The 17145-nt window shown below is 56.0% G+C and carries 9 protein-coding genes; 8 read left to right on the top strand and 1 reads right to left on the bottom strand.

Annotated features, from left to right (window positions below):
* Positions 1-444: 444 nt before the first annotated feature.
* The 7 genes from O2597_RS12295 (at position 445) to O2597_RS12325 (ending at position 13034) form a co-directional block, all read left to right on the top strand.
* On the top strand, positions 445-1779 hold the full coding sequence (locus O2597_RS12295; RefSeq protein WP_269525245.1) for an NfeD family protein: 1335 nt from the start codon (positions 445-447) through the stop codon (positions 1777-1779).
* Between the two features lie 3 nt (positions 1780-1782).
* Entirely contained in the window at positions 1783-2532 is a 750-nt protein-coding gene (locus O2597_RS12300) for a slipin family protein (RefSeq protein WP_269525248.1), read from the top strand.
* Positions 2533-2650: 118 nt separating this feature from the next.
* The gene (locus O2597_RS12305) at positions 2651-2863 is read left to right on the top strand and encodes a hypothetical protein (RefSeq protein ID WP_269525250.1); all 213 of its coding nucleotides are present in this window, start codon (positions 2651-2653) and stop codon (positions 2861-2863) included.
* 188 nt (positions 2864-3051) lie between these two features.
* Positions 3052-4167, top strand: coding sequence for a DEAD/DEAH box helicase (locus O2597_RS12310; protein ID WP_269525252.1), 1116 nt, complete (start codon positions 3052-3054; stop codon positions 4165-4167).
* Positions 4168-4391: 224 nt separating this feature from the next.
* A complete protein-coding gene (locus O2597_RS12315) occupies positions 4392-10880 on the top strand; it encodes a right-handed parallel beta-helix repeat-containing protein (RefSeq protein ID WP_269525254.1) in 6489 nt (2162 codons plus the stop codon).
* A 130-nt stretch (positions 10881-11010) separates the two neighbouring features.
* Positions 11011-12186, top strand: coding sequence for a PAS domain-containing sensor histidine kinase (locus O2597_RS12320; RefSeq protein ID WP_269525256.1), 1176 nt, complete (start codon positions 11011-11013; stop codon positions 12184-12186).
* Positions 12187-12263: 77 nt separating this feature from the next.
* A complete protein-coding gene (locus O2597_RS12325; protein ID WP_269525258.1) occupies positions 12264-13034 on the top strand; it encodes a class I SAM-dependent methyltransferase in 771 nt (256 codons plus the stop codon).
* Between the two features lie 76 nt (positions 13035-13110).
* Here the strand turns inward: O2597_RS12325 and O2597_RS12330 are convergent, their stop codons facing one another.
* Positions 13111-15297, bottom strand: a complete 2187-nt coding sequence (locus O2597_RS12330) for a right-handed parallel beta-helix repeat-containing protein (protein WP_269525260.1) — start codon at positions 15295-15297, stop codon at positions 13111-13113.
* A gap of 276 nt (positions 15298-15573) precedes the next feature.
* On the opposite strand from O2597_RS12330, the gene O2597_RS12335 reads away from it, so the two are divergent.
* Positions 15574-17118: a hypothetical protein gene (locus O2597_RS12335; RefSeq protein WP_269525262.1), complete on the top strand. Its 1545-nt coding sequence runs from the start codon at positions 15574-15576 to the stop codon at positions 17116-17118.
* Positions 17119-17145: the final 27 nt, after the last annotated feature.

The raw sequence follows: 17145 nt of genomic DNA on the forward strand, positions 1-17145 counted from the left end.
TCGAACCCGGCTATCAGCGCGCCAGCGCACAGGGCTTTTGTCCGACTTTATCTTGTTCTATCTGGAGATGCCGGGGCGTATGAGTCCCCGGGCAACGCTGCGTTCCGAGCGATGCGACATGACCGGACGCGAAGCGGACCGGACCACTCCAAAATTACGCGCATCCTGCAAGGACGGGTCCACTCGGTTTTCTGGCGGCGTTGATTGCCCACAGCAGGGCCACAGCCCAACAGAGGGCACCCGCCTTGCCAGAGAACCGAGTGAGCTCTGCAAAAATACCAGAATTTTTTCGAAGTGGCATAAACGGCCGCGGAGCTTCCTTGCTTCGTTGACACTGGCTGCAATCGGGATTACTTAATTGGTAAATGTCGGCGTCTGCGGGTGCCCGCAAGGGGTCTCGTAACGTCGCCGGCAGGTGGGAGGAGGCACGACGTGATATCAAGAATGCTTTTTCTGGCGGGCCTAATGCTCGGGGTTTCGCTGATTGCGAAGCCGGGTGTTTTGCGGATGCTTGAAATCGAGGGTCCCATCGGGCCCGCGACCGCCGATTATGTCACCCGGGGGATTGAAGATGCGGAGGCCGATGCCGTCGCTGTCATTATCCTGCGGATGGATACGCCCGGCGGGCTCGACCAATCCATGCGTGAGATTATCCAGGGGATCCTGGCCTCGCCGGTTCCGGTGGTTGGGTACGTGGCGCCGCAGGGCAGTCGCGCGGCCAGCGCCGGTACCTATATCCTGTATGCCTGCCATCTCGCGGCCATGGCGCCCGCCACGAACCTGGGCGCGGCAACACCCATCCAGATCGGCGGGACCTCGCCCTTGCCCCATGACAAGCCGGAGGCGGATAAGGAGGCAGATAAGGACGACGATCCGGACCGGCCACTGTCGTCGGAGGACGCGTTGCGCAACAAAGTGGTGAATGACGCCCAGGCCTACATTCGTAGCTTGGCCGAACTGCGCGGACGCAATGCGGATTGGGCGGTGCGGGCAGTGACAGAGGCGGCCACTTTGACGGCCGTGGAAGCCCACAAACTCAATGTCATTGACCTCATCGCCGATGATACGCCAGCACTCATCGAAGCGCTCCATGGCCGCACGGTCATGATGAAGGACGGGGAGCATGTGCTCGACACCGTGGGGGCGGACTTGCAGCTTGTGGAGCCCGGATGGCGCACTGAATTCTTGCGTGTGATTACCAATCCCAGCGTGGCCTACTTCCTGTTGTTGATCGGGATCTACGGCCTGATTCTGGAGTTTTACAGTCCGGGGATCGGGGCCGGCGGAATCATCGGCTCCATCTGCCTGCTCATTGCCCTCTATGCATTGCAGTTGCTGCCGATCAGCTACTCTGCACTCGCTCTCATGCTGCTCGGCCTGGGCATGATGGCAGCGGAAGCCTTTACCCCGAGCTTTGGTCTTTTGGGAGGCGGTGGGATCGTCGCATTTATCATCGGTTCCATCATGTTGATGGATACCGATGTGCCGGGTTTCCGTATTGCACTGCCCGTCATACTCGCACTGGCGGCGGTCAGTGCCGGTGTGATGATCATCGTGCTGAATCTCTTGCTGCGCTCGCGCAGGAAACCGCTTGTCAGCGGCTCGTCCACATTGGTGGGCCGGATGGCCGAGGTTGTTGATCCGGGAGAGGGGGAACCGATGGTGCTGATCCAAGGGGAACTCTGGCGCGCCAAATGCCCCGGGACGCTGAATGTCGGCGACCGGGTGCAGGTCAAAAAAGTTTCGGGACTGGTTCTCGATGTGGAAAAGGAGGAATAAGTTATGGAGCACTTCATTATCGCATTCATCGTGATCGCCGTGGCGCTGGTCATCTACGCCTTTCGTATCCTGCTGGAGTATGAGCGCGGGGTCATCTTTTTCCTCGGCCGCTTCTACAAGGTGAAGGGGCCGGGGCTGATTATTGTCGTTCCCTTTGTCCAACGGATCGTCCGGGTTAGCCTGCGCACGATCGTGATGGACGTTCCCAGCCAGGACGTCATCTCCCGTGACAATGTCTCGGTCAAGGTGAACGCCGTTGTCTACTTCCGGGTGGTGGATGCGGAGAAAGCGATCATCCAGGTCGAAGACTACCTCGTGGCGACCAGCCAGTTGGCACAGACCACTCTGCGTTCCGTTTTGGGGCAGCACGAACTCGACGAAATGCTGGCGAAGCGCGATAAGCTGAACGCCCATATCCAGAGCATTCTCGACCAGCAGACCGACGTCTGGGGGATCAAGGTGTCGAATGTCGAAATCAAGCACGTCGACCTCAACGAGAACATGATCCGCGCGATCGCCCGGCAGGCCGAAGCGGAGCGCGATCGCCGCGCCAAGATCATCCATGCCGAAGGTGAGCACCAGGCCGCCGCAAAACTGACCGAGGCGGCCGCCATCCTCGCCCGTGAGGAAAAAGCCATCCAGCTTCGTTACCTGCAGACGCTCAACCAGATCGCGGGTGAGAAGAATTCCACCATCGTCTTCCCGCTCCCGGTCGATTTCCTCAACCGCCTCCTTCCCGATAAGAAGGATTGAACCAACCCGAGCGCAGTGCCCGAGTCGCTTTGAACGGATCGGAGTCTCGACGAGGCTTCGACTGCTTCGCTGGACAACATAGGTTGCAGCGTTCCTCTTTTTACGATTGGCTGCCGCGATGAAACTTCAACAAGGCCAGATTTGGAAGACCTCTCCCGCCGTGCACAGCCATGATGGCAAGCCGCTTTACCTGCGCATCGTCCGCCTGGAGCGTTTGGCGGTCGGCTATAAGGAAATGGCCAGCGCCACCGCTGTAGACGGCAAGCACAAGAATGCCACCAAGAAGGAGTTCTGCCGCTTTATCAAAGGGGGCGAGCTGCTCGACGCTTGAACCGTGAATCCGTCTTCGTGTAAGACTACGCTGGGACAAGTGGACGTGAATGAACGTTAATGCATGCTGAGGAACACCTGTGCGGGCGATTGGCGCCTGCTTCGGATTCCGCTCGTCTTTGACCGCATTGCCTGCACTGTGATCCGGCTACCCGGGCCTTTGCATGGCGCGGCCACCACTTTACCATCATGACTCAGACCTTTCAACAACTTGGCGTGCCGGCCGACTTGATCCGCGGTATCGAAGCACTCGGCATCGAGCAACCCACGGAAATCCAGACGCTTGCGATTCCTTTCCTGATCCAGGAGGGCAGTGACCTGATCGCGCAGGCGCAAACCGGTACGGGGAAGACCGCCGCATTCGGTCTGCCCTTGCTGACCCGGATCGATCCGGACAATCCCACGATCCAGGCCCTGATCATTGCGCCGGTGCGCGAGCTGGCCAAGCAGATCGGCAAACAGCTCTTCCGCTACACCAAGTATTGCGAAGAAAAGATCTTTGTCGAAGTGGCGGCCGGCGGCGATCAGATCGAGGATCAAATCAAGCGTTTGCAGCGTCCCACCCAGATCCTGGTCGCGACGCCGGGCCGCTTGATGGACCTGCTGGACGCCCAACTGGATCTGGGCGCGGTGCGCTATCTCATTCTCGATGAAGCCGACGAAATGATCAGTATGGGCTTCCGTCGGGAGTTGGGCCGGATTTTTGAGGAAACCAAGGGCCGCCGCAGCACCTGGCTGTTTTCAGCGACCTTCCAGGACAAGGTGCGCCAGATGGTGGAGGACAACATGTCCGCGGATGCGAAGCACATCAAAGTCGAGAAAGCGCGGGTCGTGAATCCGAATATTCGCCACGAATATGTGATCTGTGCCCGTGAGCATAAGGACGACTACATCTGCCAGTATCTGCTGCGGCATGGCGGGGAGCGTGGCTTGATTTTCTGCCGTACGCGCGCCGGGGCGCAGCGTCTGGGCCTCGAATTGGAAAAGAAGGGCCTGTCCGTCGGTGTGCTACAGGGGGACCTCAGCCAGCGCGAACGCGACAAGCTCATGCGTGGTTTTAAGAAGGCGCGCACGAACTACCTGATTGCCACCGATGTGGCCGCGCGGGGGATTGATGTCGAAGGGCTGGCCTTTGTCATCCACCACCAACTGCCGGACCAGTTCCAGTATTACACCCACCGGGCGGGGCGTACCGCGCGTGCCGGAAAGACAGGCACCTCGCTCTGCCTGATCGAACCCGATGAGCGCAAGGCCATCACCGTGCTGGAAAATGAGCTGGGGGTCCGCTTCAAACTGGTGGAGTAGTCCAGTCACGATCACGATTTGACCTTTCTTGGGAGCCTGTCTGAGAGGTTCTCTGTGGCACTGGGGGATGCGATCATCTATTTCGGTTGGGGGATTAGTGAATATTATGCAGGAGGTAAGTAATACTTCTCGCAATATGGAGCGATGCTTGAGAGTCTGGTGGGATGGATCAAATCCGGTCGAGATTGACAGCAATTGTCCTTCTTGGGGGGCTTTGTTTGTGCATGCCGCCGCTCTACAGCCTGACATTTGATAACATCGACAAAGAAGTGGTCGTGGCCGGAGAGACCGTGACGATCACCGGGACGGGGATCACGACCACTAGCGCCTACGAGGTCTTGCTAAATGACCTGAGCATTGTCGCGACACCGGTTGATACGGAGACACTTGAGTTTGTGTTGCCCGCTGCGGCGGTGCCGGGCAGCCTGCGCATTACCGAGGACGCAGGACCGGAGATTCCGACCCTCTTTTCGCTGGAGCCGGTCCGGGAAATCACGGTCAGCTTTTCGGCCTCGATTCCTGTCGACACCACCGGATTCATCGTGGGGACGATCTTTGGGGACAGCGAGGACATCGGCCCGAGCTATCAAACTTGGATCACAAACGGCGAGCCGACTCTCGTGGCCGGCACGGCGGGGCCTGACAACTATGACTTTCTCGGCATTTCCCTGAATGAGGCATCCGCCATGGAACTCAGCCCCCGTTCCACGGCCAAGGGGATCATATTTCTAGCGCCGTCCATTTTTACCTTCGATCCAGTGGTGGCCCAGGCCAGACTCGACATCCTCGAGAGCCTTCCGGAATTGGACGCTGCGGAACAGGCGATCATCAATTCGCTGGGCTCCGGGCCGGAGTACATGGAAGACCCCGCCGTGATTGCGGCCATGCGGTCGCTCCTGTTGGCTGCGGCCGAAGTCATTCTCGTTCCCCCGGATCCCGAGCCGCCTGCCGCCGCATTCAATTTCGTACAGAAACTCGAGAGCCTGGTCAGTGCCGATGGATTCAAGGAGGATTTGTATACTCAGGCTTTGGATTTCACCGTCGATCCACATCAGTTGAGTGACAGCGAGTATGATCATATCGAGCAACTCACAACCACCAAGGTGGCGACGGCTTTTACTAATGACTCCGGTATTCCTCATCGGGCGGTGAAAATCGATAATAATAATCTCAATTTCTTCTGGAAGGGCCACCCGCTGGATCATCTAGCCATGGTCTATCAACTGGATCCGACCAGTTTCAGCAGTCTCGATGAGATACAGGGTCTTCAGGGAAGCCTGACCGAAGTTTACCCACGCTATTACAATAATGCGATCGATCGGCGAGTGATCCCGGGAAGCATCAAGTTCCAGCTTTACGACACGGAACTAACTTACAGCGCACTCAAAAACAACCTCGGCTTTGAGCGCTTTGAGAAGGACTTTCTCGGCTTCGAGCGAGAGGGCGAACTGTATGTGCCTGCGGACCGACCGGGGATCTACATGGTCCGCGCATTCAATGGTGCCATCTTTAAACCGCAAAACCTCTTGGCCTACAATCTTCCCGGAGGCGACAATCTCGATCAGGCCATGTTCTTTGAGAACCTAAGTCTGGCCATCATCGACAGTGTCATGGTGATCATGAAATACAGGGGGGTGAAGAAACCACCGGAAGGAGAACCTTCCAAGGTGTTTGAACTGGGCGACCTTCAGGGGGCGGTGAAACCAATTGTCTTTGAGATGTATCGGAAGGCCTTGGAGGACCGTTTGTCTTGGTCTGCCATCAAGCAATCCTTCAAGATTACCTTGTCAAAAGTGGTTGAGTCCTACTTTGAGAATTCAGTCAAAGTGGGACTTGAAAACGCGAAGCTGGATGCCGTCAGTAATGTTTTCGATAAAGGCACGGCTGTTATTGATTTAATCACTGAAGACGCGCCCTCGGCCTTGGCCCGCTTGATGTGGGTGTTTAATGCGCCGGATTTATTGGGAATCGGCCCTGTGACCAAATCCATCGAGTCCAGCATCTTCGTGATCGGGGACCCATTTGGTCCGAAAATTACGCGCCTCAGCAAGCTGTATGGTCACCGGGGAGCGGAACTCGTCATTCTTGGGAGGAATTTTACGGACAATCCAGCCAATATCATCGTTCGTTTCGGCCCGGTGCCGGCAAATCCGGAAGATCCGAATGTGGGCGGACCCATCGCCAATATCATCTCATCGAGTTGGTCCTACATTGCCTTGGAGGTCCCCGAACTGCCCGATCCTCTGGGCCCTGAAATCGTAACGGAGATCTCTGTCACTGTCCTTGGTACCGGTAGCGACTCCTCTGGAAATTTGCCGGATGGCCGCAATCTGTTCAGCGTCTTACCGGACCCGGTCATTGACAGCCTCAACCCGTCAACTCCGATCGCCGATGGGCTGATGCTCGTGAATGGCCAGAACTTCAGTCCGGATTATAGTAGGAACAAGGTGCTCTACGATTACGGTGAACTGGATGTCCTGAGCGGGACGGCTGACACATTGCTTGTCCGCGTCCCCAATACCAATGTGACCCTGAATCTACGGGTGGAAGTTGACGGAAAACAAAGCGAGCCCTTCGAATTCACTCCGACCGCTCCCAGTCCCGAGTCGGGGGGCGGGGATGGATGGATTATATCTGTCTCGACAACTGCCATGGGTAACACTCGCGACGGAGACATCACACTGGAGGAAGCCATGATGTTGGCACGTGGCGAACTGGCTGGTACGAATATCACCACACGTCCGGAAGGGAACCTGGATCCCCCGGGGACCTATGAGTCCGATCACTTGATCGACAGTGTTGGGACACCTGGAATTGCATCCGCTGACATGATTGTCCTGCCCACGAGTCTGGACGGGCAGGTCATCTATGTGAACACCGTGCTACCTGCAGTTGCCAGCTATGATACGATTCGAAGAGCGGATGGGGCCACGGTTCTGATTCATGGAGATCCGGGTGCGTCGGATGGGATTGTTGTGGCCAATGCAGTCGATGCGACCGTGCAAAGTCTGGATCTTGAGGGATTTAGCGGGAGTGGTATCCGTATTACCGGAACCTGCAGTAGAATCGTGGTTGAAGATATCGCATTGTCCGATTGCGGCACGGGCTTGCTGGTCGAGGGGACGGCAAGTGAGCTCTTCATGAAGGAAATGACCGTTTCCAACTCAAGCAGCCACGGGATTCATTTCAACGGAGCCGGTGCAAACTCCATTACCAGCTGCCAACTCGATTATTTTATCATCGATGAGGCGGCTGGGCATGGCATCTATCTTGCCGGAAACGTGAGTCACTGTCAGATCAGCATGTTCGATATCACGACTTCCGGGATGGACGGGATTCGTCTTTCCGGTCCGGGGGTTCTCAATAACTCGTTCGACCGATCTGCGGCAAGCTCTCCGGAATATGGTCTGGGGTTCCTTGACGCGTCTTTGATTGGGGTCAGCGGATCGGAGGGGTATGGCATCCATGTCGATGGAGGTGCCAGCAATAACCAGCTGGACGCTGGCCACCTGAATGAAAATATGCTGGGTGGTATCCTGGTCACGGATGCGACTTCGACGGGTAACCGCTTTGGCAGCACTTCATCAGTGTTCGCGGCATTCGGGCATAGCCGGATATCCCTGAATGAAGGACCCGGTATCACGGTCAGGTCGCCCAATACGGTCCTTCGTAACTATAATATTTTTGGCAATCGGCCCGAAACGATCGAGGTGAACCATGGGATCTGGTTGGATGGTCCCAACGCGACTGGAATCGAGGTCGAAGGGATGCGCATCGGTTACGACGATTCGGTGGCTCCGACGAATTTCGATAATCAGAATGATGGGAGTGGCATCGCGATTACCGGGGGGGCGAATGATATCCTGATTGGAACAATCAACAATCATCCGGGCGGCAAGGAGCGTAATTTCATCGCCGGCAACCGTGACCATGGTATTTACATTGAGGGCGCCGATACATCGGATATTGTCATCAATCACACGGATATCGGACGTGCCGACTCCGACCTCTCGATTGCCTTTGATCTCTACAATAGGCCGGCCGGACTGGTCCCGTTTTCCAACGGGCTGAACGGCATACGCATCGAGAATGGGGCCACCGGCATTGAGATCGGCTCCGAGGAAACCGTGCGGGACGTACACATTGTCAACCATGACAGCAGTGCCGGTGTTTACATCAATGGGCCGGATGCCGGTCAGGTCCGGATCATTGGCACCCATTTTGGAACCAGCTACTTCGGTGATGACGAAGGGAATCTAGTCGGCATCCATTTGGCCAACGGAACACAAGGCAATATTATTGGGATGCGCGGGGAACCGATCGAGGACGGCAGTACGACCCAAAAATACTTTCATAACACTTTTGCGGCCCATACGCAGGCGGCTATCCTGATCGAGGATTCCGGTGGCACCTATGCCGGAGTCATTACCGAAGAACCGCCGGAGACGCCGCCTGAGGGGGCCAATGTCATCATCAACAATTACTTCGGCTGGCCTTGGGAAATCGAGAATTGGAATGATCTGCCCCCGCCCAATGAGGTCGATATTCTCATCACGGGCAATTCCTTCGCCAACCGGATCGGAGGCATTCACTGGACCGAGAGTAATTATTTCAATAATTCCAATCGTGCCTGCATCGAACTGGATGGTGTCACGCCACCAGCCAAGTGGATGTCCAACCGGATTATTGGCAACGTGGGCTGGGACATGGGTACCATGTTGCCCGCACCCCCTTCCGATATCCTCGCGGTTACGCAACCAGTGGGTGCGGGCATCCTCCTGACCAACGGATCATCCGGTAATATCATTGGTGGCATGGGGGAAGGTGAGACCAATTGGTTTCAGTATGGATTGGTCGGTGTCTGGGTTGAGGGCTTGCTCGGGCCGGGCGCTACGGATAACCATATCATTCAATGCTATCTCAAGTACAATTCATGGGCGGGTACGCTTTCCCGCTATGCTCACGGCAATACTTACGGTCCCTGGCTGGAGCTCCTGTTCAATGGGACAACCGCCAATGGGCTGGGCGGCATTGTACTTGATAATTCGGACGACAATAAAATCATCGGAAACTGGGTGGGCACCGAACGTGAAATGCTCAGTTACCGGAACGGGGAAAATCGAAATAACGGCATTTATCTGATTGATTCCGCAGGCAACCAAATTGGCGGATTTGACCGCCAGCGTAATGTCATCGTCGACAGTAAACAAAACGGCATCCTGATCGAAGGGGGCGGGTCCACTGGGAACAAAGTCCTCAACAATGCCATCGGATACTTTCCCGAGAGTGGAATCTTTAAGACCAATGAGGTGGCGGGGATTGGCTTATCCGGCGGAGCTAACCACAATCAGATCGGTGGCATCCTGGAGGGCGTCAATGGATTGGGGGAGGCATGGCGCAAGGAGCTCCCCAATGGGATCAGAGGGAATGCGATCGGCATCAAGACGGAGGATGCCGGCACGACGGAGAATCAGTTCAGGAGAAATTCGATCACGAAGAACAGTGGGGCCGGGATCCTTGATTTGAGTGGCAACGCCGCCGATGTGCCGCCACCGACCATTCTGGAGGCGGGCGAGGACCGTGTGAGCGGCACGGTGGATGCGACTAAAATTCCGGATGGCAGCATTGTCGAGATCTTCTCCGATAGCGGTGATGAGGGAGGGGAGTATATCGGCTCAACTATCGTAAGGGATGGCGCCTTCTCCATCCGTCCGGTGGCTATCCTGGGGCAGAATGTCAATGCCACCGTGACGCACGGCCTGACCGGAGTGACCTCTGAGTTTTCCACTTTGGGGGTTCCCGGCATTCTGCAGACCGTGACGCTTTCGAATTATAACAACCTTCCACCAACAAACCGGGACGAGGCGAACACGGGCCGGATCCTGATCGGTAAATTCCAGTTTTTGAGCAGCGGACGGGATGCCTCAATCGACCGTGTTGTCTTCAGCTTCAATGGCACGGCCGACAAGGCAACAATGGCAGACTCCTATCAGGTGCTTCAGGACGCCGACAACAACGGTGTCTTGTCCGTCGGTGATATCATTCTGGAGGATAACATTGTTATGGGGGCTTCGGCTACCTATCTCTTTGCCTACCCAAGACTGAAGCTGCCGGCAGGCCAGGCCACCACCTTGTTGCTGGCTGCGAATATGAACGGGAGCGCGACGGCGACGCAGACGGTGATCATGAGTATCGATTTTGCCACGCGTGTCGACACGGTCGGTCTGCCGGTGCCCTTCGAGATTGCCGAAGAAGGCACCTTTCCGGTCACGGCCGATACGGTGACCCTCTATGATGGGGGCGCTCCGGACATGGGCTTTGTCATCTACTTGGGCACACTGTTCCCCGGAGAGACGGATCCCAACATTATCGGAGCTGACAAGGATCCGGACGGCGATGGCCGCTCCAACTTAAGAGAGTATGCCGAAGGGACGGATGCCAGTGTGCCCGATTCGCCGCTGCCAGTGACACTTGAAGTTGTCGGGGAAACCCTCTACTTCTCCTTTATCGAGCGCAGGGATGCTCCGGACTTGCTTCGTGATGTCCTGTTCTCCCGTCAATTGACGGAATGGGCCAGGGAGAACAGCCGGATCCTTTCGCTTGAAATCACGCAGCTGGACGCTGAGCGCAATCAGGTCGATGTCGCGATCGATATCAGCGACATCATTCTAGGGAAATTCTTCGTGCTCTTGAACTACGAGCAGGCGCCTTAGGCGAACGCAGGGACGAGGTGGGCTGAGGCCGGAAAATTGCCCGTGTGAATGTTTGGGCCTTTCTGAATCCTTCGCTGTGGCGGGGGTGGAGTGCTTGACTGAAGCTCAAGCCGGTCCTACTGCTTTTCAGATGATGAACGCATGTCCGGAAAACGCCGAAAAGCCCCTGATTGAAAGCGGGGAAGCTCCGTTGCGGATCGAGGATATGCTGCGGGCCGAGGACGGCAGCTTCAACCAGCTCATTAAGAATTCTTTTGATATGATCGTGCTTCTGGATGAAAATGGAATCCAGAAGTATGTGAGTGAGTCGTGTGAGCGCATCCTCGGCTACAAACAGTCTGAACTGATTGGGATCCCTGTCATGGATGCGTTCATCCATCCGGAAGACCGGGATGCTTTGAAAAAGAACTTTCAAGAGCTTGTTCGTGGGGAATTCAATGGGGCTGCGGAATACCGTCACCGTCATCAAAACGGGACTTGGGTACACCTGGAAACCTTCGGTACCAATCAATTGGACAATCCTGCCATTCGGTCGCTGGTCCTGAATGTACGTAATGTGAGCAAGCGTAAGAAAGCCGAGCAAGCGCTGGTGGAAAGCGAAGCCCGCCTGCGGGAGCTGAATGCCACCAAGGACAAGCTCTTCTCCATCATTGCCCATGATTTGCGGAGTCCGTTCAACAGTATCATCGGCATCTCGGATCTCTTGACGGATAAAAGTCAGCCCTATGAGGCGGATGATCTGGAATGGTGTCTCGAGACTATTAACGGCTCGGCGAAAAACACTCTGGCCTTACTCGATAACCTGCTCAACTGGGCGCGCTCTCAAACCGGTCAGATCCACCTTGTACCCGAGCTCGTCGACCTGTCTGATGTTCTTCGGGATGCCGTGGCACTGTCACTGTCCGCCAGCATTCTAAAGCGTGTCGCTTTCACTTACGATCCGGTCGATCCGGTCAGGGTGGTCGCGGATGTGAACCTGTTGAAAACGGTCCTGAGAAACCTGCTTTCCAATGCCATTAAATACACGAAGCCCGGAGGTGAGATACGGATCAGTGTGCGTGCTTTGCCGAGGCTAGCCGAAGTCTGTGTGGCCGATAACGGAATCGGGATCGAGGCGTCCGTCCGGGAGAAGCTGTTTGATAAAACTTCGTTCTATTCGTCCGAGGGGACGGATCATGAAACCGGCTCGGGATTGGGACTGATACTCTGCCGGGAGTTTGTCGAAAAACTCGGCGGGACAATCTGGGTCGAGAGCGAAGCCGGGCAGGGCAGCCGCTTTACGTTTACCGTGCCCTTGGCGAGCTAGGGCTTATCAGTGTCGCGGGGCGATGTTCATGGCCTTTTTGCGGCCTTCCAATAGTGCTCCCGTTCCATGCTTGCCCCATGGGAGCTCTACGGGTTGACTCGGTGTTTTGGATGGATTTGGACTACTGGGATAGAACGCTGCAAAATTATGATGCAGAGGTGGTGAGTGTGTACGATTTGGATGCCGACGGCATGGTATCCAAGCTGATTCACGAGCTGGCCCGCACCAATAGCACCGCGAGTGCGGCCGACCTTGGCTGTGGGATCGGGAAGTTCACCGAATTACTCTCCGGTTTGTATCGACGGGTCGAAGCCTGCGATTTTTCGGAGCAGGGCTTGCAACGCACGCGCGAGCGGTGCCGGGGCAAGCCGCACATCAACTACCATCAACTGGACCTGACGAGCGACCCGGTTCCCTTTGATCCGGTGGATCTGGTCCTCTGCGTCAACGTGCTGATGATGCCCTTGATGGATGAGCGGCTCCGGGCCTGGCGTACGGTGACCAACCAGGTGCGGCGCCAGGGCCACCTCTTGCTGGTCGTGCCCGCAATCGAGTCGATCCTCATGGAGCGGCACTGCGAAATCGAAAACCAACTGAACGAGGGCAACTCCTGTCAGGCCTCCCTCCAGGAGACACTGCCCGAAGACTCCACAGCCATGGATTTCCATCAGGGGGTGTATCGTATCGAAAATGTCCGCACCAAGCACTACCTGAAGGCCGAGCTTGAAGCGACGCTCGAAGACCAACAGTTCACGGTCCGGCAGATCCACAAACTCCGCTACCGGCGCGATTGCGATTCGGACACCTTGGATACCTGGGACTGGTTGGTCCTGGCTCAGAGGAATTGAGTGGGTGAGGGCTAGCGTGTATTACACCAGCGTGTTGAAGCAGGGGGGCGAGAGGCTCTTGATTGCCCTTGTCAGTTTACTTCAGTTCCAAGTTCAGCCTGAAAAACCTGTTGGCTGAATCTTCTATTGGATCGCTGGAGCGCACCTTAAAATATTCCATAGCTGAATCTTCCGGATCGACCGTCTTATCATAAATAATGAGATCGTTCGCTGTCCATGTGGATGGATCCGAAAGATCTGTAGTGCTCTGAGCTTGCACCCGAATAAAGGGCGCGGCCGACCGTTGGATTCTAAATTGGATCACTAGAAAATCGCGGTCTGCGAAATAGCCAGGATCAAGAAGGTCGGAGGAATTACCGATAAAGACTAGATGGGTGGTAAGATCGATTTCCAGGTATGGCAGGTCACTGATCTCTGGATCCGTACCAAAAACAAACTCTTCCAGCGCACTGAGACCGTCCATGTCTTCATCCGAGTTTGGATCGATTGCGGTCTTTGATTTCGGAATGGTATGGTTCCATTCAAAGTCATCAGACAAACCGTCGCTATCAAAATCGCTGTAGTCGCCGCTGTATTCAAACTCATAAGCCCCCATGTCGACTGCCGCGCCCTGCACACGCACGAGGCCATCCAAGTCATATAGTAGCTCTCCGGAAAGTGTTGCCCCCTCGCCAGAGCCATCGAGGTCGATTGCATTTGAACCCGCTCCAATTGCCGGGGAGAGTCCGTTCAGCCTGAAATCACTGGCGCTTATAAATCGAGGATCATTTCCACCATCCATGCCGTTCAAGTTTGTCTCGTCGTTCAAATGATACGTCGTTCCGGCTATTAATGAGTGAGTGACGTGGATCACGGAGTCGGAATTTCGCTGAATAGAAGAGGAAAGTACGGAATAAGGTCCCTGATCTCCACCCCCGCTTTCCGGGATATCGCTGATCAGGGTATCTCCGCTATAATTACCCCAAATGATGAGGTTCGCTAAGGTCGTCTCAGTGGATTCCACTCGTAGTGCAGAGGCTCCAGTGCCACGCCCACTGTTCTCCGAGAAAGTTGAATTAGTGATGTGCGATTGAATGGCACCGGAAAAAGCAATCGCTCCGGCGCCAAATTCCTCGCTGTCATTATGATCGAAGAGACAGTTGTAGATGACGATGTTGCGATAGACGACAGGCTCTCCAAATACGGACGAGCCGTATGCACTAATCGCGGCTCCTCCGCCTTCGGTCATGTTACCGGTAAATCGAGTGCCTGATACTGTCAGCGATGCGTCGTCGGCGTAGATGGCGACTGCTGTATTGCCGGAGAATAGACAGGAGGCGATAGTGGCCGGATTGTCGTTTTTAGATAGAATGGCGCCGGCCAGTGTCGCATATGAGTAGCTGTAAATACTGCCGAGGGATGAGCCGTTGATTCCGGAAAACCCCAAGTCATAGCCATTTGATATGAATTGACTGTTGGATATGGAAGGTGACGCCCCATCGGAATAGACTGCGCCGCCGTAGTAGCCTTTGTTGCCTTCGAAAGAGCAATTTGTGATGCTTGTGCCTGCGTAGTCCAAAGGGGCCGCATCGCCCAGATCGCCGAAGTAAATCGCACCGCCATTCTGGGCGGCATAGTTGTCGGTGAAAACACAAGCATCTATGCTGACGCTTGAAAATTCGCTGTAGATACCTCCGCCATTCAAATGTGATGCATCAGGGCCGTTCCAAGCGCAGCCTGCAGTGATGGTGAACCCCGCAATTTCAGTCGTCGAGCTGCCGCCCTCAAGCCATAGAACATGATAACTGTTGGCTAAAATCGCGGCTGGCGGTTGGTAGCCTGAAAAAAAGGAACCGGACTCATCCTGATTAATATCTCCAGACAGTATGCAAATATTGGTTGTGGCATCCCGTTCGGCGCGGCTAGTTTCGGATCCTGAGAAACCGCCGTAAAGTCCAACGCCAGATTTCAGATAAAACACCGAATCACGGCTGTCGTCGACTTGTCCCTGTCCTTCGTCGGTGTAGTAGGTGCCGGCTGCGACCCAAATTTCATCGCCATCCTCGGTGAGTTGCAGTGCTCGCTGCAAGTTGGTGACGTCGGTACTCCAGTTTGTGCCGCTTGCCGTATTACCAGGATCTACGCCGGGTTCGACACGAATGACTGCTGCAAATGCCTTGGAGGTCACAAGCATAGCAATCAGGGTAACGATGCGGAGCATTAATTTATCAACGCATTTATAGTAAGTAATATCAATCTTAATTGTGGCTGGGGCTACACGCACGGTATTCGGGGATTACTCTATTTTAGGAGGAACGGGTTTGGTACTATGAATTGTCGACAGGGTTGCCCCGCCGAGCAGGCAATTCGTCGGGTCCGGAGCCGGTTTGACGAACCACATAGGTAGGGACAGTGCCTCCCTTGCAGCAGAGCTCGTTTCATTTCCGGCTAAGCACGGATCTGCTGCCCTCCTTTTTAGCGTCTTTTTAGCTCATTTAGGATCGGACTTTTCCCATGGTTCTGCTACCGGTATGCCTTCGTATTCTGCTTCCAAACTGACATGGTAAAATCCTATCTGTACCTGCCCGGCTTGCTCTTTCTGGCAAGTTGTTCGCACGCACCAAAGCCACAGCCTATGATCGATCCTGCCAGTCCGGTCGTCAGCCCCGCTGCGGTGGACGAGGCAACGCCACCTCCGGTCGCGGTGCAGCAACCGGTCTCATCGGTCGAAATCTTGGCAAGCTTTGAGCCTGATCCTGAAGTGACCGAACCTCCGGTGCCTCAGCCGGAGCCCATACCGGCGCTGGTTGAAGGACCGGCGGAAGTGGTCAGCGAATTTGCCCAGGTCGAAGCGGAGACGCCCACCGCCGCCGAGGCGAATGAGGTGATACTCGAAACGGTTGAAGCGGTTGTCACGGAAGCAAACGTTGCCGAGCCGGATCGGGTGGAGAAGGTTCTTGTGTCCGAGGTTCAGGAATCTAAGCTCGAGGCGGAGCCCAGCAGTACGGTCGACGCTGTTGCTCCGGTCGTGGAACCGGAGATTGAGGCAGCACCGGTTGAGGCTCTCGAAGCGACCGATGCGGAACGTGAAGCCGCTAAGCCCGTAGTTGAAACGCCAATCGTCCCCGCACCGGAAGCGGTGAAACTCGAAACGACCGAAGCGGTCGTCTCCGAAGTAGAGCTGCCGGAGCCGGAACCGGCGGAGGAACTGGTCGTGGCCGAGGTCCGGAACACAGAACCCGAGCCGGACCCAAGCAGCGTGGTCGAGGAAGTCCCAACTGTCGTGGAGCCAGCTCCCGTGGAGGCAAAGCTCCCGGAAAAAGAGGCGGCTCTGGTTCAGCTGGCCAGTGGCCAAGTCAGCACTCAGCTGACCCTGGTTTCGACGACGGGACCCGCGATTTACTTTTATTCGGACGATCAATTGATCTCCAGCGTGCCTGCGGAGCAGTTGGCCACCGGAGGCTTGCGCTATGTGGGGCCCAAGGAATTGGATCTGTGGAAGCCGGCTCGCGTCGACGGGACGGCCGGAAGCCAGGTGCTGGAATCGGTGGGCACGGTTGAGCTTCCGGGGAATGCTTCCAGTTGTATGGTCTTTTCTGCCCGGACCGAAGTGACGGCTTCCGGCCGTGGCCGCTACCGTTTTGTCCTGCTTGAGCATGCGCGGGAGCATGCTCCGGCAAACAGCCTGTGTTTTGTGAATCTCACCGCATCCGCGCTCAAGGTTCGTCTTGAAGGATCCGACTTCCGCATTCCGTCCTTCAGCCACTATGATGGCCCGCTTCAGGAAGGCCGCGAAGTCATCCTACCGGTTCGAATCGAGGTACATACGGACGGAGGCGCAGCAGGTCCTGTGTTCTCAGGAACCGTCTCCGGGCAATGGCCGGAGATGCCGGTCTTCCTCCTGACCGAAAATGCCACGGATCCGGCCGGCGCGATCGAGCTACAAGCGCCGGGGCTTACCGTCCGCGCCGAAGCTCTGCCGCTTCAAGTGGAGGCTGTCCCGGATCCCGTTGCTCCGCTGCCCGAAGAATCCAGCCCGTCGCTGAAGGTGGACTCCTTACAGCCCATACTGCCCGCCATTACACCGGAAACGAGGACCTTCTAGGCAAGTTGCTGAAACCCGGTGCTGAAT

This window comes from Coraliomargarita parva, from assembly GCF_027257905.1.
GTDB lineage: Bacteria > Verrucomicrobiota > Verrucomicrobiia > Opitutales > Coraliomargaritaceae > Coraliomargarita_A > Coraliomargarita_A parva.

Bases quoted from the DNA above. Each gene is read 5' to 3' on its own strand.
- O2597_RS12295 (WP_269525245.1), top strand. From the start codon at position 445: ATGCTTTTTCTGGCGGGCCTAATGCTCGGGGTTTCGCTGATTGCGAAG.
- O2597_RS12300 (WP_269525248.1), top strand. From the start codon at position 1,783: ATGGAGCACTTCATTATCGCATTCATCGTGATCGCCGTGGCGCTGGTC.
- O2597_RS12305 (WP_269525250.1), top strand. From the start codon at position 2,651: ATGAAACTTCAACAAGGCCAGATTTGGAAGACCTCTCCCGCCGTGCAC.
- O2597_RS12310 (WP_269525252.1), top strand. From the start codon at position 3,052: ATGACTCAGACCTTTCAACAACTTGGCGTGCCGGCCGACTTGATCCGC.
- O2597_RS12315 (WP_269525254.1), top strand. From the start codon at position 4,392: ATGCCGCCGCTCTACAGCCTGACATTTGATAACATCGACAAAGAAGTG.
- O2597_RS12320 (WP_269525256.1), top strand. From the start codon at position 11,011: ATGATGAACGCATGTCCGGAAAACGCCGAAAAGCCCCTGATTGAAAGC.
- O2597_RS12325 (WP_269525258.1), top strand. From the start codon at position 12,264: ATGGGAGCTCTACGGGTTGACTCGGTGTTTTGGATGGATTTGGACTAC.
- O2597_RS12335 (WP_269525262.1), top strand. From the start codon at position 15,574: ATGGTAAAATCCTATCTGTACCTGCCCGGCTTGCTCTTTCTGGCAAGT.